Origin of the sequence: Hydrogenophaga sp. SNF1, from assembly GCF_034421675.1 — a bacterium.
In the GTDB taxonomy this organism is placed as follows: Bacteria; Pseudomonadota; Gammaproteobacteria; order Burkholderiales; family Burkholderiaceae_C; genus Hydrogenophaga; species Hydrogenophaga borbori.
Map to the genome: position 1 here is coordinate 2,766,200 of NZ_CP139793.1, position 20,530 is coordinate 2,786,729.

Annotated in this window: 15 protein-coding genes and 1 pseudogene; 9 read left to right on the forward strand and 7 right to left on the reverse strand. The window is 70.5% G+C overall.

Going from position 1 to position 20,530, the window contains the following annotated elements:
• Positions 1 to 25 precede the first annotated feature (25 nt).
• Positions 26 to 652, reverse strand: a complete 627-nt coding sequence (locus SOM08_RS13215; protein WP_070400015.1) for a response regulator transcription factor — start codon at positions 650 to 652, stop codon at positions 26 to 28.
• Positions 649 to 3,186 carry a PAS domain-containing sensor histidine kinase gene (locus SOM08_RS13220; RefSeq protein WP_116957100.1) on the reverse strand — a complete coding sequence of 846 codons (2,538 nt, stop codon included), beginning with the start codon at positions 3,184 to 3,186 and terminating at the stop codon, positions 649 to 651. Before SOM08_RS13220 ends, SOM08_RS13215 begins: the two co-directional genes overlap by 4 nt.
• Before the next feature lie 169 nt (positions 3,187 to 3,355).
• Between SOM08_RS13220 and aceE the strand changes: the two genes are divergently transcribed.
• From aceE to SOM08_RS13255, 7 genes and pseudogenes are all read left to right on the forward strand, one after another.
• Complete coding sequence (gene aceE, locus SOM08_RS13225) at positions 3,356 to 6,079, forward strand: pyruvate dehydrogenase (acetyl-transferring), homodimeric type (protein ID WP_116957101.1); 2,724 nt, start codon at positions 3,356 to 3,358, stop codon at positions 6,077 to 6,079.
• A gap of 15 nt (positions 6,080 to 6,094) precedes the next feature.
• Entirely contained in the window at positions 6,095 to 7,765 is a 1,671-nt protein-coding gene (gene aceF, locus SOM08_RS13230) for a dihydrolipoyllysine-residue acetyltransferase (protein ID WP_322469073.1), read from the forward strand.
• Between the two features lie 10 nt (positions 7,766 to 7,775).
• Positions 7,776 to 9,614, forward strand: coding sequence for a dihydrolipoyl dehydrogenase (gene lpdA / locus SOM08_RS13235; RefSeq protein ID WP_322469074.1), 1,839 nt, complete (start codon positions 7,776 to 7,778; stop codon positions 9,612 to 9,614).
• A 124-nt stretch (positions 9,615 to 9,738) separates the two neighbouring features.
• The gene (locus SOM08_RS13240) at positions 9,739 to 10,452 is read left to right on the forward strand and encodes a 2OG-Fe(II) oxygenase (protein ID WP_322469075.1); all 714 of its coding nucleotides are present in this window, start codon (positions 9,739 to 9,741) and stop codon (positions 10,450 to 10,452) included.
• An 11-nt stretch (positions 10,453 to 10,463) separates the two neighbouring features.
• Positions 10,464 to 11,089, forward strand: a pseudogene (gene alkB / locus SOM08_RS13245) (DNA oxidative demethylase AlkB).
• A 2-nt stretch (positions 11,090 to 11,091) separates the two neighbouring features.
• Positions 11,092 to 12,162 (forward strand): bifunctional DNA-binding transcriptional regulator/O6-methylguanine-DNA methyltransferase Ada, encoded by a 1,071-nt coding sequence (gene ada, locus SOM08_RS13250; RefSeq protein ID WP_322469076.1) that lies wholly within the window; start codon positions 11,092 to 11,094, stop codon positions 12,160 to 12,162.
• Positions 12,159 to 12,881: a 2OG-Fe(II) oxygenase gene (locus SOM08_RS13255; RefSeq protein WP_322469077.1), complete on the forward strand. Its 723-nt coding sequence runs from the start codon at positions 12,159 to 12,161 to the stop codon at positions 12,879 to 12,881. The genes ada and SOM08_RS13255 overlap by 4 nt, the downstream gene beginning before the upstream one ends.
• 49 nt (positions 12,882 to 12,930) lie before the next feature.
• On the opposite strand, the gene SOM08_RS13260 is transcribed toward SOM08_RS13255, so the two are convergent.
• A complete protein-coding gene (locus SOM08_RS13260; RefSeq protein ID WP_322469078.1) occupies positions 12,931 to 13,407 on the reverse strand; it encodes a C40 family peptidase in 477 nt (158 codons plus the stop codon).
• Positions 13,408 to 13,552: 145 nt separating this feature from the next.
• Positions 13,553 to 15,160 carry a 4-hydroxyphenylacetate 3-hydroxylase family protein gene (locus SOM08_RS13265; RefSeq protein WP_116957108.1) on the reverse strand — a complete coding sequence of 536 codons (1,608 nt, stop codon included), beginning with the start codon at positions 15,158 to 15,160 and terminating at the stop codon, positions 13,553 to 13,555.
• Positions 15,161 to 15,297: 137 nt separating this feature from the next.
• On the opposite strand from SOM08_RS13265, the gene SOM08_RS13270 reads away from it, so the two are divergent.
• Both SOM08_RS13270 and SOM08_RS13275 read left to right on the forward strand, forming a co-directional pair.
• Positions 15,298 to 16,026, forward strand: a complete 729-nt coding sequence (locus tag SOM08_RS13270) for a TetR/AcrR family transcriptional regulator (protein ID WP_322469079.1) — start codon at positions 15,298 to 15,300, stop codon at positions 16,024 to 16,026.
• Positions 16,027 to 16,043: 17 nt separating this feature from the next.
• Complete coding sequence (locus SOM08_RS13275; RefSeq protein WP_116957109.1) at positions 16,044 to 16,655, forward strand: isochorismatase family protein; 612 nt, start codon at positions 16,044 to 16,046, stop codon at positions 16,653 to 16,655.
• Positions 16,656 to 16,722: 67 nt separating this feature from the next.
• Here the strand turns inward: SOM08_RS13275 and SOM08_RS13280 are convergent, their stop codons facing one another.
• Genes SOM08_RS13280 through SOM08_RS13290 form a run of 3 tightly spaced genes read right to left on the reverse strand, consistent with a single transcriptional unit; the run spans position 16,723 to position 20,464 of the window.
• On the reverse strand, positions 16,723 to 18,456 hold the full coding sequence (locus SOM08_RS13280) for a glycosyltransferase family 39 protein (RefSeq protein ID WP_322469080.1): 1,734 nt from the start codon (positions 18,454 to 18,456) through the stop codon (positions 16,723 to 16,725).
• On the reverse strand, positions 18,453 to 19,139 hold the full coding sequence (locus SOM08_RS13285) for a TVP38/TMEM64 family protein (protein ID WP_181936365.1): 687 nt from the start codon (positions 19,137 to 19,139) through the stop codon (positions 18,453 to 18,455). Before SOM08_RS13285 ends, SOM08_RS13280 begins: the two co-directional genes overlap by 4 nt.
• A complete protein-coding gene (locus tag SOM08_RS13290; protein ID WP_322469081.1) occupies positions 19,136 to 20,464 on the reverse strand; it encodes a glycosyltransferase in 1,329 nt (442 codons plus the stop codon). The genes SOM08_RS13285 and SOM08_RS13290 overlap by 4 nt, the downstream gene beginning before the upstream one ends.
• Between the last annotated feature and the right edge of the window lie 66 nt (positions 20,465 to 20,530).

Here is a 20,530-nt window from a genome sequence, read left to right on the forward strand (position 1 = left end):
CGGGCGTTGGTGGGAGGCTGTGGGGTCAGGCTTTCGCGGGCGTCTGGCCCAGGGCGATCTTGAGCAGGTCGGCCACCGTGTTGGCGCCGAGCTTTTCCATGATGTTGGCGCGGTGCGCCTCCACCGTCTTGATGCTGATGCCCAGGTCGTCGGCGATCTGCTTGTTCAGGCGGCCGGCGACGATGCGCTCGAGCACCTGCGATTCGCGGCCGGTGAGCTTGGAGAGCAGGGCGTCGCGGCTGGCGGCCTGCTGATGGGTGGTGAAGGCCTCGCGCGCGTGTTCCAGCATGCGCTCGACCAGGGCCACCAGCTGGTCTTCCTTGAAGGGCTTCTGGATGAAGTCCAGCGCGCCCTTTTTCATGGATTCGACCGCCATGGGCACGTCGCCGTGGCCGGTGATGAAGACGATGGGCAAGGGGGACTGGCGCTCGACCAGGCGGTCCTGCAGCTCCATGCCGGTCATGCCGCCCATGCGGATGTCGGCGATGAGGCAGGCCACTTCGCGGGCGTCGTACCGGGAGAGGAAGGCCTCCGCCGATTCAAAACAGCGAACCCGGAAGTCCTTGCCCTCGAGCAGCCACTGGAGGGAATCGCGCACGGCCTCGTCGTCATCGACGACATAGACGGTGCCCTTTTTGGGGATCAGGCTCATCTCGCTCTCTCGGTGTCCGTCAGTGGTTCGTTGGCGGCAGTGTCCGACGAACCCTGGGGTTGAAGTCGCGGCGCGACGGGGATCCAGAAGCTGAAACAGCACCCCGTCACCTCGGTGCCATTGTAGAGGTTCTCCATCCGCATCCGGCCGTGGTGCGACTCGACGATGCTGCGGCACAGCTTGAGGCCGATGCCCATGCCCTCGCTCTTGGTGCTGTAGAAGGCCTCGTAGATGCGCTCGATCATTTCGTCGGGCACGCCTTTGCCCGAGTCGCGCACCTCGAACTCGACCACACCCTCGCCGTCGAGCTGGCGCGGCGCCACGCGCAGTTCGACCAGGCGTTCGCCCAGCGGGCGGCCCGCCTGCACGATGGACTCGCCCGCGTTCTTGAGCAGGTTGATGAGCACCTGCTCGATCAGGATCGGGTCCACCATCAGCGCCGGCAGGCGCGCGGCCACGTAGGGCGTGAGCCGCACCTGCTGGCGGCGCAGCTCGATGTCGGCCAGCTCGATGGCGTTGTTCACCATCTGGGCCACGTCCGACAGCGTGGGGTTGGGCTCGCTGCGTTTCACGAAGGCGCGGATGCGCTGGATGATCTGGCCCGCGCGTTGGGCCTGGCGCGCGGTCTTGTCCAGCGCCACCAGCATTTCCTCGGGTGAGATGCGCTGCTCCTGCAGGCGCGAAATGATGCCGGTGCAATAGTTGCTGATGGCGGTGAGCGGCTGGTTCAGCTCGTGCGCCACGCTGGAGGCCATCTCGCCCATGGTGATGAGGCGGCTGGCGGTCTGGGCACGCTCCGTCTGGCGCGCGGCCTGTTCCTCGGCGGCGCGCCGCGGCGTGATGTCGCTGGCGATCACCATCTGCGCCAGGCGCCCGTCCACCCAGGTGAGGTAGCGCGTGCGCACCTCCAGCCAGCGATCGAGTTCCTGCACGAAGACCTCGGCGTTCTCCACGCCGGCGTCGGTGAGCGTGCCGGTGGGCATGCCGGCGAAGGCATCGACCGGGTCGGCGTCGTCCATGCTGGGCTGGGGCTGGTTGCCCGCCAGGTCCACCAGGTGGCGGTGGCCCTGGCCGCGCGTGCCGAACCACAGCCGGTACATCTTGTTGGCGAACAGCAGCTCCTCGCTGCCCAGCGGCGCCACGGACACGGCCGAGTCCAGCGACTCCAGCACGGTGGTGAAACGCTCGTAGGAGGCCGACAGCTCCTCGCGGATGCGCTTGGGCTCGGTGATGTCGGTCATGGAGGTCATCCAGCCGGTCTGGTGTCCCTTCGGGTCGATCAGCGGCGAGACGTACATGCGCGCGTCGAACACCGTGCCGTTGCGCCGGCGCACGCGCACCTCGAAGCCGCCGGGCGTGGAGCGGCCGTTGAGCTCGTCTTCCAGTCGCGCGTGCAACAGCTCGTGGTCCTCCTCGGGCCAATAGGGAAAGGGCGCGGTGCGGCCCACCAGCTCGGCCTCGGTCCAGCCCGTCATGGAGCAGAACGCGGGGTTGACGTAGGTGATGCGGCCCTGCATGTCCAGCGCGCGCATGCCGGTGAGCATGGAGTTCTCCATGGCGCGGCGGAAATTGGTCTCGGCCACCAGGGCCTGCTGGGCCTGCACGCGCCGGCGCGTGTGGCGCCAGGTGCCGATCAGCATCCACACCGTGAGCGCCGACAGCGCGCCGATGACCCCGACAAAGCCCGAACCCACGATGTCCTGCGAGGTGCGGTAGCCCTGGGCCTTGAGGATCAGGCCGTTGCCCACGGGCGAGACCGGCACCTCGTGCTCCAGCGAGGGCGTGGACCAGGGCAGGAAGGACAGCACCGGCTCGGCCGTTTGCAGGCTGCCGGCCAGCACGGTGCCGCTGTCGTCCAGCAGGGCCACGGCGTAGCGCGCCATGATCTCCGGCGGCATGCCGAAGCGCATCAGGCCGTCCACGGAGTACTCGCCCATCACCGTGCCGGCGAAGCGGCCCTGTTCGGACAGCGGCACGTGCAGCATCAGGCGCGCGCTGCGCGGGTCGTTGTCGGCGAGCGGGCGCGAGTAGATCGGTTGGCGCAGGTCGCGCGCGAGGTCGAAGCTGCCGTCGGTCTCGGACGGCGAGAGCGAGCTGCCCACGCTGCGCATGAGTGCGACGGGCGCACTGGGCGAGGTGTAGCCCGACAAGACGCGGCGGCGGCTGTCCACCCAGGTGATGGCCAGCAGCTCGGGAAACTGGCTCACCAGGGTCTCGGCCTGGAAGGCGAACTCCTCCGTGTCCAGCGCCTGGTTGTCGATCTCGCGGGCCAGGCGCATCAATTGCTCCTGGCGTTCCAGCAGCCGCAGCCGCAGGCGCTGCTGGGCGTACTCGACGTCGCGCGTGACGGCCTCGCGCTCGCGGTCGATCTCCTCGAAGCGCAGGTAGGCGATGGCCACCACGATGGCGGCCAGGAACAGCAGCACCGCCAGCAGCGGGCCGAGCGTGGCGAAGCGGTCCTGCCGCGACGGTGGCAGCCGGCGCCACCAGCGTTTCCACCACGGCGGGGTGGTGGCAGGGGGGGTATGTGACATGGCCGCAGGAGTCTACGTGAGAGGAAATGGTTTCATGGCCGGCCCCCGTCTTGAATTTCATATAAAGAAATCAATAGGCGCATATTGAAATGCCCGGGCCGCTGTGGAAGAATTCGAGACTTCACCGAACGGGCTCCTTAAGCTCGCCTTCACACATCAGGAGACAGCGATGTCAGCGAACGACACGAACAGCGGCGCGGGCGCCGTGGACCACGACGTCCAGGAGACGCGGGAATGGATGGAGGCGCTGGCCGCCGTCATCGAGAAAGAAGGCCCCGAGCGCGCGCACTTCCTGTTGGAACAGCTCCTCGAAGAGGCCCGCCAGCACAGTGTGAACATGCCGTTCTCGGCCACCACGGGCTACGTCAACACCATCGAGCCCGGTGAAGAGGCCCGCAACCCGGGCAACCTGGAGCTTGAAGGCCGGCTGCGCGCCTACATGCGCTGGAACGCCATGGCCATGGTCGTGAAGGCCAACCGCCTGGACCCGGCCGACGGTGGCGACCTGGGTGGCCACATCAGCTCTTTCCAGTCGCTCGCGCACATGTTCGCGGTCGGCTTCAACCACTTCTGGCACGCCGACGACACCGACAACGGCGGCAAGCACGGCGGCGATCTGCTCTACATCCAGGGCCACAGCGCGCCCGGCATCTACGCCCGCGCCTTCATGGAAGGCCGCCTGAGCGAGGAGCACCTGCTCAATTTCCGCCAGGAGGTGGACGGCAAGGGCCTGTCCAGCTACCCGCACCCCAAGCTCATGCCCGGGTTCTGGCAGTTCCCCACCGTGTCCATGGGACTGGGGCCGCTCATGGCGATCTACCAGGCGCGTTTCCTCAAGTACCTGCACGCGCGCGGCATCGCCGACACCTCCCAGCGCAAGGTCTGGGTGTTCTGTGGCGACGGCGAGATGGACGAGCCCGAGAGCCTGGGCGCCATCGGCCTGGCGGCGCGCGAAAAGCTCGACAACCTGGTCTTCGTCGTCAACTGCAACCTGCAGCGCCTGGACGGCCCGGTGCGCGGCAACGGCAAGATCATCCAGGAGCTGGAAGGCGAGTTCCGCGGCTCGGGCTGGAACGTCATCAAGCTGCTGTGGGGCAGCGAGTGGGACGCCCTGCTGGCGCGCGACAAGGACGGCGCGCTGCGCAAGGTCATGATGGACACGCTGGACGGCGACTACCAGGCCTTCAAGGCCAACGACGGCGCCTTCGTGCGCAAGAACTTCTTCGGCCGCGACCCGCGCACGCTGGAGCTGGTGTCCAAGATGAGCGACGACGACATCTGGGCGCTGCGCCGCGGCGGCCACGATGCCCAGAAGGTGTACGCCGCCTTCCACCGCGCCTTCCACCACGAGGGCCAGCCCACGGTGCTGCTGGTCAAGACGGTCAAGGGCTATGGCATGGGCAAGGCCGGCGAGGGCAAGAACACCGCCCACCAGACCAAGAAGCTGTCGGACGATGACATCCGCTACATGCGCGACCGCTTCAACATCCCGATCCCGGACAGCGAGCTGCCCAAGATCCCGTTCTACAAGCCGGCCGATGACACGCCGGAGATGAAGTACCTGCACGACCGCCGCAAGGCCCTGGGCGGCTACCTGCCGCACCGCCGCGCCAAGAGCAGCGAGAGCTTCACCGTGCCGGCGCTGGAGACCTTCAAGGCGGTGCTGGAGCCCACGGCCGAAGGCCGCGAGATCAGCACCACCCAGGCCTATGTGCGTTTTCTGACGCAGCTGCTGCGCGACCAGGCCCTGGGCCCGCGCGTGGTGCCCATCCTCGTGGACGAGGCGCGCACCTTCGGCATGGAGGGCCTGTTCCGCCAGATCGGCATCTACAACCCCAAGGGCCAGCTGTACACCCCGGTCGACAAAGACCAGGTCATGTACTACAAGGAAGACAAGGCCGGCCAGATCCTGCAGGAAGGCATCAACGAAGCCGGCGGCATGGCCAGCTGGATCGCCGCGGCCACCTCGTACTCGACGAACAACCGCATCATGGTGCCGTTCTACGTGTACTACTCGATGTTCGGTTTCCAGCGCATCGGCGACCTGGCCTGGGCGGCGGGCGACATGCAGGCGCGCGGCTTCCTGCTGGGTGGCACCTCGGGGCGCACCACGCTCAACGGCGAGGGCCTGCAGCACGAGGATGGCCACAGCCACATCATGGCGGGCACCATTCCCAACTGCGTGAGCTACGACCCGACCTTCGCGCACGAGGTGGCGGTGATCATGCACCACGGTCTCAAGCGCATGGTGGAGCGCCAGGAAAACGTCTTCTATTACCTGACGCTGCTCAACGAGAACTACCCCATGCCCGGCCTGCAGCCTGGCACCGAGGAGCAGATCATCAAGGGCATGTACCTGTGCAAGCAGGCGCCCGCGCTCAAGAAGGACGCGCCCACGGTGCAGCTGCTGGGCAGCGGCACCATCCTGCGCGAGGCGTTCGCCGCGCAGGAGCTGCTGGAGAAGGACTGGGGCGTGGCCGCCGGCATCTGGAGCTGCCCGAGCTTCAACGAGCTGACGCGCGACGGCCAGGACGTGGAGCGCTGGAACCTGCTGCACCCCACCGAGAAGCCGCGCACGGCCTTCGTGACCGAGCAGCTCGCCAAGACCACGGGCCCGGTGATTGCCTCCACCGACTACATGAAGAACTACGCGGAGCAGATCCGTCCCTTCGTGCCCAAGGACCGCACCTACAAGGTGCTGGGCACCGACGGCTTCGGCCGCAGCGACTTCCGCAGCAAGCTGCGCGAGCACTTCGAGGTCAACCGCCACTACATCGTGCTGGCCGCGCTGAAGGCGCTGGCCGACGAGGGCAAGCTGCCGGCGGCCAAGGTGGCCGAGGCGATCAAGAAGTACGGCATCAAGGCCGACAAGATCAACCCGCTCCACGCCTGAGCACCGGAGACCGACATGGCAAGTATTGAAGTGAAGGTCCCGGACATCGGGGATTTCGACGAAGTGGCGGTGATCGAGCTGCTGGTCAAGCCCGGCGACGCCGTGAAGGCCGAGCAGTCGCTCATCACGGTGGAAAGCGACAAGGCCTCGATGGAGATTCCGTCCTCGCACGCGGGGGTGGTGAAGGAGCTGAAGGTCCAGCTCGGCGACAAGGTGAAGCAGGGCTCGGTGGTGGTGCTGCTGGAGGCCGATGCCGCCGCCGCGCCGGCGCCCGCCGCGGCCGCACCGGCGCCGGTCGCAGCCGCACCGGCGCCCGCTGCCTCGCCCGCGCAGCCGCCGGCCGCCGCGCCCGCCGCAGCGGCGCCTGCCGGCCCGGTCGAGGTGCGCGTGCCCGACATCGGCGACTTCAAGGACGTCGCGGTGATCGAGGTGCTGGTCAAACCCGGCGACGCGGTCAAGGTCGAGCAGTCGCTCATCACCGTGGAGAGCGACAAGGCCTCGATGGAGATTCCATCGTCGTCGGCCGGCGTGCTCAAGGAGCTCAAGGTCAAGGTGGGCGACAAGCTCAACATCGGCGATCTGATCGCGGTGCTCGAAGGTTCGGCCACCACGGGCGCGCCCGCGCAGGCGCCGGCCCCCACGCCGGCCGCCGCCGCTCCCGCCCCGGCGCAGGCGCCCAGCCCGGCGCCCGCCGCGGCGGCGCCCTCGGCCGCGCCGGCCCAGGCGCCCGCGCACAACCCCACCGTGCCGCCTGTGGGCCTGCCACACGCCTCGCCCTCGGTGCGCAAGTTCGCGCGTGAGCTGGGCGTGCCGCTGGCCGAGGTCAAGGGCAACGGCCCCAAAGGCCGCATCACGCTCGAGGACGTGCAGAACTTCACCAAGGCCGTGATGGCCGGCAGCGCGCAGACGCAGGCCCAGGCCGCCAAGGCCCCGGCCGGTGGCGGCGGCGTGGGCATGGACCTGCTGCCCTGGCCCAAGGTCGACTTCACGAAGTTCGGCCCGGTCGAGCGCAAGGACCTCTCGCGCATCAAGAAGATCAGCGGCGCCAACCTGCACCGCAACTGGGTGATGATCCCGCACGTCACCAACAACGACGAGGCGGACATCACCGAGCTGGAGGCCTTCCGCGTGGCCACCAACAAGGAGAACGAGAAGTCCGGCGTGAAGGTCACCATGCTGGCCTTCGTGATCAAGGCGGTGGTCTCGGCACTGAAGAAATTCCCCGAGTTCAACGCCAGCCTCGACGGCGACACCCTGGTCTACAAGCAGTACTTCCACATCGGCTTCGCGGCCGACACGCCCAATGGCCTGGTGGTGCCCGTGCTGAGGGACGCCGACAAGAAGGGCATCCTGCAGATCAGCCAGGAAATGGGCGATCTGGCCAAGAAGGCGCGCGACGGCAAGATGGGCCCGGCCGACATGACCGGGGGCTGTTTCTCCATCAGCTCGCTCGGCGGCATTGGCGGCACGCACTTCACGCCCATCATCAACGCGCCCGAGGTGGCCATCCTCGGCCTGTCCAAGAGCCAGATGAAGCCGGTGTGGGACGGCCAGCAGTTCGTGCCGCGCCTGACGCTGCCGCTGTCGCTGTCGTACGACCACCGCGTCATCGACGGCGCGGCCGCCGCGCGTTTCAACGCGTACCTGGGCCAGGTGCTGGCGGACTTCCGCCGCGTGCTGCTGTAAGGAGACCGACATGCCTCTCATGGACATCAAGGTCCCGGACATCGGCGACTTCAAGGACGTCGCGGTCATCGAGGTGCTGGTGAAACCCGGCGACACCATCAAGCTCGAGCAATCGCTCATCACCGTGGAGAGCGACAAGGCCTCGATGGAGATCCCGTCCTCGGCGGCCGGCGTGCTCAAGGAGCTCAAGGTCAAGATCGGCGACAAGCTCAACGTCGGCGACCTGCTCGCGGTGATCGATGGCGAGGGCGCGGCCAGCGCGCCGGCGCCCTCGGTGTCGCCGGCACCCGCGCCCGCGGCGCCCGCGGCGCCCGCCGCGGCCGGCCCCGCGCCGGCCCCGCGCGCGGCCACGCCCGCCGCCCCGGCCTGCGCCGGTGCCGCCGACCTGGAGTGCGACGTCGTCGTGCTGGGCGGCGGCCCCGGTGGCTACTCGGCCGCCTTCCGCGCGGCCGACCTCGGCCTGAAGGTGGTGCTGGTGGAGCGCTACGCCACGCTGGGCGGTGTCTGCCTGAACGTGGGTTGCATCCCGTCCAAGGCGCTGCTGCACGTGGCTGCGGTCATGGACGAGGTGAACCACTTGGCCGGCTATGGCATCGAGTACGGCCGCCCCGTGGTCAACATCGAGAAGCTGCGCGGCCACAAAGACAAGGTGATCGGCAAGCTCACCGGTGGTCTGTCGTCCATGGCCAAGATGCGCAAGGTCACCGTGCTGCGCGGTTATGGCAGCTTCGTCGGCCCCCATCACCTGGGCGTGGAACTCACCGAGGGCGCGGGCCAGGACAAGACCGGCAAGAAGCAGGTGGTGGCCTTCCAGAAAGCCATCATCGCGGCCGGCTCCCAGGCCGTGCGCCTGCCCTTCATGCCCGAGGACCCGCGCGTGGTCGACAGCACCGGCGCGCTGGCCCTGGCCGGCGTGCCCAAGCGCATGCTGATCCTGGGCGGCGGCATCATCGGCCTGGAGATGGGCACGGTCTACAGCACCCTGGGTGCGCGCCTGGACGTGGTGGAGATGCTCGACGGCCTGATGCAGGGCGCCGACCGCGACCTGGTGAAGGTCTGGAAGAAGATGAACGCGCCGCGCTTCGACAACATCATGTTGAAGACCAAGACGGTGGCGGCCAAGGCCACGCCGGCGGGCATCGAGGTGAGCTTCGAGGGCGAGAACGCGCCCGCGCCGCAGACCTACGACCTGGTGCTGCAGGCCGTGGGCCGCAGCCCCAATGGCAAGAAGATCGGCGCCGACGCGGCGGGCGTGGCCGTCACCGAGCGCGGCTTCATCGACGTCGACATCCAGATGCGCACCAACGTGCCGCACATCTTCGCCATCGGCGACATCGTGGGCCAGCCCATGCTGGCGCACAAGGCGGTGCACGAGGGCCATGTGGCGGCCGAGGTGATCGCGGGCGAGCTGCAGGGCAAGGCCGACCTGGCCGCTGCCGCCTTCAATGCGCGCGTCATCCCCAGCGTGGCCTACACCGACCCCGAGGTGGCCTGGGTGGGCCTCACCGAGGACCAGGCCAAGGCGCAGGGCATCAAGGTGAAGAAGGGCCTGTTCCCCTGGACCGCCTCGGGCCGCGCCATCGCCAACGGCCGCGACGAAGGTTTCACCAAGCTGCTGTTCGACGATTCGCCCGAGGCGCACGGCCACGGACGCATCCTGGGCGGTGGCATCGTGGGCACGCACGCGGGCGACATGATCGGCGAGATCGCACTGGCCATCGAGATGGGCGCCGACGCGGTGGACATCGGCAAGACCATCCATCCACACCCCACGCTGGGCGAGAGCATCGGCCTGGCGGCCGAGGTGGCGCACGGCAGCTGCACGGACGTGCCCCCGCCGCGGCGCTGAGCCGGCCCGCTGCGAACAAAAAGCCCCCGGCCGCTGAACCGCCGGGGGCTTTTTTTTGGGGCGGAGGCAATTCAAGCGCAAGGAGCGGAGTGTCCTGGCCGGCGGGGCTTCCTACACTGGACCCATGCCAAGCGCCGCCCTTGAGGACCCCGCCGCGCCCCACGACTGGGTGGGCATCGAAGCGTCGCTCGACGCCCATGGCCACGCCGTGCTGCCCGGCCTGCTGACGGCGGCGCAGTGCGAGGCCCTCGCGGCGCTTTACCCGCGCCAGGAGGGCTTCCGCTCGCGGGTGGTCATGGCGCGGCACGGCTTCGGGCGCGGCGAGTACAAGTACTTCGCCTACCCGCTGCCGCCCCTGTTGCAGGAGCTGCGCCACGCCCTGTATCCCCGGCTGGCGCCCATCGCCAACCGCTGGAGCCACCAACTGAGCCTGGCCACGCGCTACCCGGACAGGCTGGACAGCTTTCTGCGGCGCTGCCACGCGGCCGGCCAGACGCGGCCGACGCCGCTGATCCTGCGGTACGGCGAGGGCGACCACAACTGCCTGCACCAGGACCTGTATGGCGAGCTGGTCTTCCCGCTGCAGGTGGCCATCCTGCTGTCGCGGCCCGGTCGGGACTTCGAGGGCGGCGAATTCGTCATGACCGAGCGATCGGGCGAGGGCCAGCGCGCGGAGGTTGTCCCGCTGGACCAGGGCGACGCGGTGGTGTTCACCGTCCATCAGCGGCCGGCCTCGGGCCGGCGCGGCGTGCGCCGGCTGGCCATGCGGCACGGCGTCGGCCGCGTCCACGCGGGCCTGCGGCACACGGTGGGCCTCATCTTCCACGACGCGGGCTGAGCATGGAAACGATGGATCTGTTCGAGCCGGGCGAGCGCCAGCAGCGCCTGGGGCCCGGCGCCTGGCTGCTGCACGGCTTCGCGCTGCCGTGCGTGCCGCAGCTGCTGGCCGCCATCGCGGCCATCGAGGCGGTGTCGCCGTTCCGTCACCTGGTGACGCCAGGCGGTTTCACCATGTCGGTGGCGATGACGAATGCCGGCGAGCTGGGCTGGACCAGCGACCGCCGGGGTTACCGGTACAGCGCCATCGATCCCGAGCGCGGCACGCCCTGGCCGGCCATGCCGCCGGCCTGGCGAACGAAGCGGCGGCCGCGGTGGGCTTCGAGGGCTTCGCGCCCGACGCCTGCCTGGTCAACCGCTACGCGCCCGGCGCGCGGCTGTCGCTGCACCAGGACCGCGATGAGCGCGACCATTCGGCGCCCATCGTGTCGGTCTCGCTGGGCCTGCCGGCCACGTTTCTGTGGGGCGGCCAGGCGCGCACCGACCCGACGCTCAAGCTGCCGCTGCGCCACGGGGACGTGGTGGTGTGGGGCGGCCCCGATCGGCTGCGCTTCCACGGCGTGTCACCGCTCAAGGATGGGGCCCACGCCGTGCTGGGCCCGCAGCGCATCAACCTCACTTTCCGCCGGGCAGGATGAACATGAACGCCAGCATCACCGTCGCCTACCGCACCGAGGACGAGCGCTGGGCCGCGGTGCAGGCCCGCGAGGCCGCCGCCGATGGGCACTTCGTCTATGCCGTGCGCACCACCGGCGTGTACGGCCCGCCCAGCTCGGCGGCGCGGCGGCCCCGGCGCGAGAACGTGGCCTTCTTCGATTCGGCCGACGCCGCCGAGGCGGCGGGCTACCGACCCAGCCGCCGCGCCCAGGGCGACCAGACCCGCGCGGCGGCCGCGCGGGCCGAGCGGGTGGCGCGCGCCTGCCGGCTCATCGAGGCCGCGCAGACGCCGCCCTCGCTGGACGGCCTGGCGGCCGAGCTCGGCATGAGCCCCTTTCACTTCCACCGCCTGTTCAAGGCGGAGACGGGCTTGACGCCCAAGGCCTATGGCTCGGCCTACCGCGCCCGCCGGCTGCGCGAGGAACTGGCCGCGCCCCAGGCGTCCATCACCGACGCCATCTACGGCGCGGGCTTCAACTCCAACAGCCGCTTCTACGAGGCCGCCGACCAGTTGCTGGGCATGCGGGCGCGCGACTACCGGGCCGGCGGCGCCGGGGCGCAGATCCGTTTCGCGGTGGGGCAGTGCTCGCTGGGCGCCATCCTGGTGGCCCAGAGCCAGCGCGGCGTCTGCGCCATCCTGCTGGGCGACGACCCGGAGGCACTGGTGCGCGAGCTGCAGGACCAGTTCCCCCGGGCCCGGCTCATCGGCGGCGACGCCGCGTTCGAGCGCTGGATCGCCGAGGTCGTGGGCTTCATCGAAGCGCCCGCGATCGGTCTGCGGCTGCCGCTGGACGTGCGGGGCACGGCCTTTCAGGAGCGCGTCTGGCGCGCCCTGCGCGAGATCCCGCCGGGCACGACCGCGAGCTACACCGAGATCGCCGAGCGCATCGGCTCGCCCCGGGCGGTGCGCGCCGTGGCGCAGGCCTGCGGCGCGAACCGCCTGGCCGTGGCCAGTCCCTGCCACCGCGTGGTGCGGCGCGATGGCGACCTGGCCGGCTACCGCTGGGGCGTGGACCGCAAACGCGAGCTGCTGCGCCGCGAGGCCCAGGCGTGACCGGGCCGCGCGCCACGGCGCCTGTCGACGCGGCCGTCGACCGCCTGGACTGGGCCGCCCTCGCGGCGCAGCTGGACAGCGAGGGCCACGCCCTGTTGCCCGGCTGGCTGGGCGCCGACGCGGCGCGCGCCCTGGCGCAGCGGCTCGCCGCCGCGGCCACCGCCCGCGTGCCGCTGGCCGCCCTCGGCCTGGGGCGCGGCGAGGCACTGGGCATGGACGGGCCCCTGCCGGCGCCGCTGGGGGCCTGGCGCGCCGCGCTCTACCAGCCCCTGGCGGGCATCGCCAACCGGTGGAACGAGGCCCTGGGCCTCGATGGCCGCTACCCGGCGGCGCCGGACGACCGTCTGTTGGGCCCGCGGCGGGCGGGGCCGGCGCGGTGGCCGTGCTGTCTCAGCCGGCTCGGGGCCGGCGACGAAGTGCTGCTGCACCCGGGCCCGGCAGGCGACGCCGGGTTGCCGCTGCGGCTCGTCGTGCTGCTGTCGCAGCCCGGCCAGGACTTCGAGGGCGGCGACTTCGTGATGACCGAGCAGCGCCCGCGCATGCAGTCGCGCCCGCTGGTGCTGCCGCTGCGCTTGGGCGACGCGGCCATCATCGCCACGGACCAGCGCCCGTTCCAGGGCAGCCGGGGCCACTACCGGGTGCGGATGCGGCACGCCATCGGCCGCGTGCGCCGGGGCGAGCGCATTGGCCTGGCGCTGGACTTCCCCGCCGCCCCCTGAGGCCACGGGGCGGCGATGCGCGCCTCAGTGCACCGTGGCCCCGCCGGCCTCAGGGCTGGCGGGGGGCGGCCCCTTCGGGCACGCGGCGCGCGCCATTGAAGCGCTTGTTCCAGTAGGCCACGCGCATGTCCTCCACCCGCACCTGGGCGCCGGCGCGCGGCGAGTGCACGAACTTGCCGTCGCCGATGTAGATGCCCACGTGGCTGAAGGAGCGGCGCAGGGTGTTGAAGAACACCAGGTCGCCGGGTTGCAGCTCGCTGCGCTCGATGGGCTGGGTGGCGGCGGCCTGCTCGTCGGAGCGGCGCGGCAGCAGCTTGCCCATGGACTGCTCGTACACGGCGCGCACGAAGCCGCTGCAGTCGAAGCCGGTGTCGAAGGAGTTGCCGCCGTAGCGGTAGGGCACGCCCAGGAAGGCCAGGGCGTTGATCACCAGGCTGGAGGCCTGTTGGCTGGCGGTGGCGCCGGCCTGCTGGACCTGCTCGCCCAGGCGGCTGATGAAGCCCTTTTCGGCGAGCATGGACTCCATGTTTTCCCAGCTCCCGCTGGGCGGCGTGGCCTGTGCCACGGCCGAACAGCCAAGAAGGAGGAGGGGGAGCCAGCGGCGCATGGGCGTGGAGGGTAGTGGCTGCCACCTCTCCCGTCAACTGAAAAAAGCCTTGTAACTGCTTGATTCAGGCCGATTTTGTTGCTTTGGTATTCGTTGGCAAGCTCACCATCATGGGCTGGCCGGGCTGGGTGCAGCCGCTGTCGCAGCAGCGGCCGGGCTGGCGGTTGCGCGTGATGGCGCGCGCCGGATCGGCGCTCAGGCCGCGCTCGAGCAGGCGTTCCACCAGGTCGACCTTGTCGCCCACCGGGTAGTGGCGCCAGATTTCCTGCTTCATGGCGGCCGGCGAGCCGCCGCCGTGCAGGCTGATGACGCTGTACCAGCCGCCCTGGTAGCCGGCGGTGAGGTCTTCGATGAAGCGCGCGGCCTGGATGCGCTGCTCGTAGGGCACGTCCGGGCTGGCGCGCAGCACGTCGGACAGCCGGCCCGCCGTCTCGGGGTTGTGGTCCTCGTCGGGGCCGGGCAGGGTGACGATGAGGCCGCCGCTCACCGTGTGCGCGAGGCGGTGCATGTCGTAGATCTTGGTGGCCAGCAGCAGCTTGCCGATGTTGGCGAACACCGGGTCGGGCATGAAGACCTCGGCGTGTTCGTCGCGCCGTCCGTAGACGCTGGCCGCCACGCCGCAGGCGTAGAAGCCTTCCACGATGGTGATCAGCTCCACCATCTGTTCGCGCAGGTGGCTTTCGGCGCCGGGGTCGAAGCCGTTGGCCTCGCACATCAGCGCGCCGGCGCCGATCAGCAGGTCGCCGAAGCCCGCGCGGGCGGCGATGCAGGTCTGTCGGTGGTGGGTGGCGTAGCTGTAGGTGAGGTGGCCCGAGTGGTCCCACTCGCCGGCCAGGAATACGCGCTCCCAGGGCACGAAGACGCGGTCGAACAGGCACACGCCGGTGCTCTGGCCGAAGCGGCGCGAGAAGAGGGCGTCGCCGTGCTCCAGCCGTTCGCCGGGGCGGCCCGCGGGCCGGGCCACGATGGTCAGGCCTTCGGCGTCCACCGGCACGGCGCAGCAGACGGCGAAGTCGGCGTCGGCCTCGCCCATGTTGCGGCAGGGCATGACCAGCAGCTCGTGCATGTAGGGCGCGCCCGTGACGATGGCCTTGGTGCCGCTGATGACGATGCCCCTGGCGTTGCGCTCGACGATGTGCACGTAGGTGTCGGGGTTGGCTTGCTGGTGCGGACGGCGGCTGCGGTCGCCCTTGGCGTCGGTCATGGCCACGCCCAGGGTCAGGTCCTGGTCCTGCACGCGGTGCAGGTAGGCCAGGAAGCGATCGCCGCGTTCACGCCCGCCGCTGGCGTCGTCCAGCCGGGCGCTGAGCTGGGCGATGGCGTGCAGCGCGTCGTGGGTGAGATAGCGCTGGGCGCAACCGGTTTCCTGGCAGATCAGCCGCACCGCCTCCAGCTTGTTCAGCAGGTCGCCCGCGCTGGTGGACAGATGGGTCATGCGGTTCACCGTGCGCCCGCTGGTGTGCTGCGTGGCCGTCATCAGCGGCGCGTACTTCGGCTGGTGGGCGAAGTCGTAGGTCAGGGCCACGGCGTTGATGCCGGGCCGCAGCGCCGGGTCGTCGGCCACGCTGTCCACCCAGCGCCCGTCCACGCTCACCCGGGGACGGTAGCGCCGCAGCGACTCGCGGTAGTCGGCGCCGGTCATCAGCGCTGGCGGGGGGGCCATGGTGTTCATGCGTTTGTCTCCTGTGTGTGGGCCGGCTTTGCCGTTGAATTTTGATGGCGGCACTCAAAAGATTAAACAGTGTTCAATTCTTTGACAAGAGTTCATGAAATAAAACTGAGTTCGACTCCCTCGCTACACTGCGCGCCATGAACGTGCACCTCGATGAGCTTCGTCCCCTGCCCAGCGCGGCCGACCAGGCCGAGGCCCAGCGCCAGCTGGAACTGCGCCAGCAGCGGCAGCTGGCCATGTCGGACACGCGGCGGGCCCATGTGCTGGACGCGGCGCGCCGCGTCTTCGCCGACAAGGGCGTGGAGGGCGCCAGCATCCGCGAGATCGCGCGCGAGGCGGGCTACACCGCCGGGGCGCTCTACAGCTACTTCGACAGCAAAGAGGCGATCTACGGCGCGCTCCTGGCCGAGTCGCTGGACCGCTTGCTGGCCGAGGTGCAGGCCGCGCGCGCGCCCAAGGGCCAGCCGGGCCAGGCCCTGGCGGCCAAGGCCCAGGCCTGGTTCGGCTTCTACGCCAGCCACCCGCGCGACCTGGACCTGGGCTTCTACCTGGTCAATGGCCTGGCCCCGCATGGCCTGACGCACGAGCTGGACCGCGCGCTCAACGATCGGCTGCTGGAGGCCCTGCGCCCCTGCGAACAGGCGCTGGAGGACCTGGGCCTGCCGCCCGACGCCGCGGCGCGCGAGAATGCCGCCCTGTTCGCCCACGGCATGGGGCTGCTGCTGCTCAAGCACACCGGCCGCATCCGGCTGTTCGGCCAGGCCGCGGAGGCGCTGTTCGCGCAGTACGTGGACCGCCTGGTCGAGCGCTTCGACCCCGCCGCGCCCGGCCGCACCCTGCCGCAGCGCGATCTGTTCGCCGATTGACCCTTTTCCCGCTCGCCATGCTGCTCGACGCCGACGACTCCCAACTGGTGCTGGTGGACTACCAGTCCCGCCTCATGCCCGCCATCCACGAAGGCCCGCTGGTGCTGGCCAACGCCCTGCGCCTGGCGCAGATGGCCCAGGCCCTGGACGTGCCCGCCTGGGGCACCGAGCAGAACCCCGACAAGCTGGGCCCCAACCCGCCCGAACTGCGCGCCCTGTGCCGTCGCACCCTGGCCAAGATGCACTTCAGCGCCGTGGCCGACGGCCTGGCCGACTGGCTGCGCCCGCCCGCGCGCCCGCAGGGCGGCAACGTGCGCAGCCTGCCCAAGCACCTGCAGAAGGAACGCGCCCAGGCGCCGCGCGAGGCCGAGCGGCCCAGCATCGTCATCGCCGGTTGCGAGGCCCACGTCTGCCTCATGCAGACCGCGCTGGAGCTGCTGGAGCAGGAGTTCGAGGTCTGGGTGGTGACGGACGCCTGCGGCTCGCGCACCGAGCGCAACCGCGACGCCGCCTTCGACCGCCTGGCCGGCGCCGGCGCCGAGCTGCTGACCACCGAGATGGTGGCCTTCGAGTGGCTGCGCACGGCCGAGCACCCCGACTTCAAGGCGGTGCAGGGGCTGATCAAGTAAAGCCCGCGCGACCGGACGCTGGCGCGCGGGCCGAATGGCCCGGCGGGTCAGGCCGGTGGCCGCGCGCTCAGTCCAGGATGTCCAGGCGCTGCGGGCGCCAGGTGTAGCGCAGGGCCTTGAGCGGGGGCTCGCAGCGCGGCTTCATCGCGCCGGCGTCGAGCAGGCCCCAGTCCTGCCGATGGGCCTTGCCCAGCACGCGCAGCCGGTGCATGTCGAAGCAGGCCAGGTCCAGCGAGTCGGGCACCAGCAGGACGCGGCTGGGGTCCTCCTGCATCCAGCGCCAGGCGTTGCGCTCTTGCTCGGCCACCGGGGCCAGGACGCTGAAATGGGTCAGCGGCCGGCGCGAGAACAGCAGGAATTGCTCCTTGAATTGCAGCAGACCGACCTCGTGCCGGGCGTCCACGGCGCGCTCGAGCTCGAGCATCACGGCCTTGGGCGTGCGGTGGGCGTCCATCGCGGGCCAGACCCAGCAGGACAGCGCGAACCAGCACAGCAGCGAGACCGCGGCCAGCGAAGCCAGCGCGTCGCGGCGCCAGGTGGCGGCGGCCAGGGCCAGCACGCCCACGCCCATGCCCAGCACGGGCAGGGCGATCTCGGCCAGCACGTCGCCATAGTCGTCGACCTTGGGCCCCAGCAAGGCGGGGTGCAGCCAGGCCACCGCGCCCAGCCCGGCCAGGCCCAGGCCCAGCAGCACCACCACCCCCCGCAGCGCCAGGGCCGAGGCGCGCGTGCCGCCTTCGTCGAGCGCCCGCTGCCAGAGCGCGCCCGCCACCAGGCAGAGCATGGGCAGCGCCGGCAGGATGTAGACCACCCGCTTGCCCCGGCTCAGCGAGAAGAAGACCAGCACCATCAGCGCCCAGGCGAAGAGCACGCGGGCGGTGCGGTCCTCCCGGAGCAGGCGGCCCAGGCGCCGCCACTGCGTGAGCATCAGCACCAGCAAGGGCAGCCAGACGGAAGGGATGGCCACCGTGAACAGGTAATGCCAGGCGTTGATGTGGCCCCAGGGGTTGGCGTAGCGGCCAGCGGTCTGGTGGAACAGGATGTTGTCGCGGTAGGCGCGCAGGGCGTCGCTGCCGGAGGCCGCGACCGTCCACAGCATGGGCCCCAGCCACAGGGCCAGCGTGCCCAGCAGCACCAGCAGCCCCAGCCAGCTCCTGGCGCCCCAGACCTTGCCCGAGGTGCCCGGGCCGCTGCGCGGGGTCCAGAGCGCGAAGGGGATGAGCATGAGCGCTGGCAGAAAGCCCACGCCCTTGGTCATGATGCCCAGTGCCATGGCCGCGAAGGCCCCGCAGTACCAGGCCCAGGACGGGCCCAGCAGGAAGTGCCTCAGCAGGCCGTAGCAACCGAGGGTGATCCAGAACGTCACCAGCGCGTCGAGCTGCGCCGATTTGGCCTGCATGAAGAACTGGGGCGTGAACAGCAGGATGAGCAGCGCGTACCGGGCGACGTCGCGTCCCCAGAGGCGGCGGCCGATGTCGTGCACCAGCCAGAGGGTGCCCAGCCCGGCCAGCGCGCTGGGCAGCAGGAAGGCCACCTTCAGCTGGCCGGTGGCCAGGTAGAACAAGGCCACCAGCCACATGAAGACGGGTGGCTTGTCGGGGTAGGGCTCGCCGCCGCGCATGGGGAACAGCCACTGGCCGGACTCGACCATCTCGCGCGCGATCTGTGCGAAGCGCGGCTCGTCGGCCGGCCAGGGCGAGCGCAGGCCGATGCCGGCCGCCAGCACGACGACCGCGGCCAGCAGGATGAACGCGACGGGCCAGGCCCATCCGCCGTCGGTGGGGCGGTCGGCCTGGGTCATTGCGGCTGGGCCTCGCCCCGCAGGCGCTCCAGGCGCTGCCTGAAGCCGTGGCGGTACAGGTACACGCCCAGCGCCGTGGAGGCGGCCAACGTGGCCAGGCTGATCCACAGGTGCGCGCTGTTGTGCAGGGCCAGGCCCGAGCCCGCGTAGGCGAACAGCAGCATCTGCGGCAGATAGCCCAGCAGGCTGCCCACGACGATGGGCCGCAGGTCCAGCCCCGACAGCCCGGCGACGATGTTGGTGGCCAGGTTGCTGCCCACCGGCAACAGGCGCAGGATGCAGACCCACTTCCAGGTGTCCTCGGCCATGAGCTGGCGCAGCGCTTCGACCCGCCGCGGGTACTGGCGGCGCAGCCAGCCGCCGGCGGCGTAGCGCGCCACGACCATGGTCAGCAGGGCGCCGAGTCCGGTGATGAGGGTGCTGACCAGCGCGCCCTGCCATCCCCCGAGCAGGTAGCCGCTGCTGAAGGCCAGCACCTGGCGCGGGCCGCCCAGGGCCGTGTAGACGACCCCGATGGCCACGAAGGCCGGCCAGGCGATGCCCCAGTGGTAGAGGAACAGCGCGTGCAGCAGCTCCTTCTCCGTGAAGGCGCCCAGCCAGCCCTCGTGCAGCGCCACGAAGGCCAGGCTGAGCGCGGCGGTGAGCAGCAGCGGCTTGGCGAAAAAGCTGAATTCGGTCTTCACGGCGTGGGCTCGCCAACGACCTCTTTGGACGACAGGGTGGGGTGCTGGCTGCGCAGCATCAGCCAGCGCACGCCGAGCATGTCGATGATGCCGACCCACACCCGGTTCCAGGCGGTGTACTTGGACACGCCGGTGCGCCGCGGGCGGTGGTTGACCGGCACCACGGCGATCCGCCCGTCGATGCGCTGCACGAGCGCGGGCAGGAAGCGGTGCATGTGGTCGAAGTACGGCAGGCGCTGCCAGGTCTGCCGCGGGATCAGCTTGAGGCCGCAGCCGGTGTCGGGCACGCCATCGTCCAGCATGCGCCGGCGCACGCCATTGGCGATGCGCGACTGCAGGCGCTTCCAGCGCGTGTCCCGGCGGTTGCGCCGGTAGCCGGCGATGCAGAAGTCGGGGCCGGCCGCGCTCAGCCGACGGGCTTCGGCGATCAGGGCGGGGATGTCGGCGGGGTCGTTCTGGCCGTCCCCGTCGATGGTGACGAGGTAGCGCCCCTGGGCGTGCTGCGCCGCCGTGGCCAGTGCGGTGCTCTGGCCGCAGCTGCGGGCGTGGCGCAGCAGCTGGCCGCGCACCCCACGCTGGCGGCATTGCTCCAGGAATTCGGCGCCGGTGTGGTCGGTGCTGCCGTCGTCGACCAGCACCACCTCGAACGCGTAGTCGGCGCCCAGGGCGGCGGCGATTTCCCGCACCAGGGGACCGATGTTGCCGGCCTCGTTCTTGGCCGGTATCAGGACGGAGACTTCAAGGGCAGGGGGGTAGGACATGGCGGCATCGGTGGCAACGGGGATCGGGGAAAGCGGCGGTTCGCTGTCGGCGGGCGTCCACGGCCACAGCCGGCGCACGGCCAGGGCGCAGGCCGCGGCAATGGCCGCGCCCGCGATCACATCCAGGGGGAAGTGAACGCCCAGGGCCACGCGGCTCCAGGCGATGAGCAGGCCGGCGAGCAGGAAGAGCGCGCCGACCGCGCGCCGGGGCGCAGCCAGCAGGCCGGCGAACCCGAAGGCCAGGCCGACGGTGGCGTGGCGGCTGGGGAAGGCCGGCGAGTTGCCATGCTCCAGCCACTGGGTGCCGATGCCCAGCGCCGCTGGCCGCGCCTGCGGCCACAGGCTGTGCAGGCCCCTGGCGATCAGCCAGGCGGCGCCCATGGCCAGCAGCATCTGCCAGGCGGTGCGCCGCCAGGGCTCGCCCAGGCTGAGCAGGACGGCGACCGAGAGAAAGGCGATCAGGGGAAGGGTCTGGCTGGCGACGCGCGCGAGCAGCACCAGCGCGGAGGGGGCGGAAGGGGAGAGGTTCCACAGCGGCATCAGCCACTGGTTGATGGCGTCCATGGCACGTCCTGGCGGGGGCGGTGATCACGGCCGGCATCAGAACGGCGCAGGATTAAGCGGACGTTA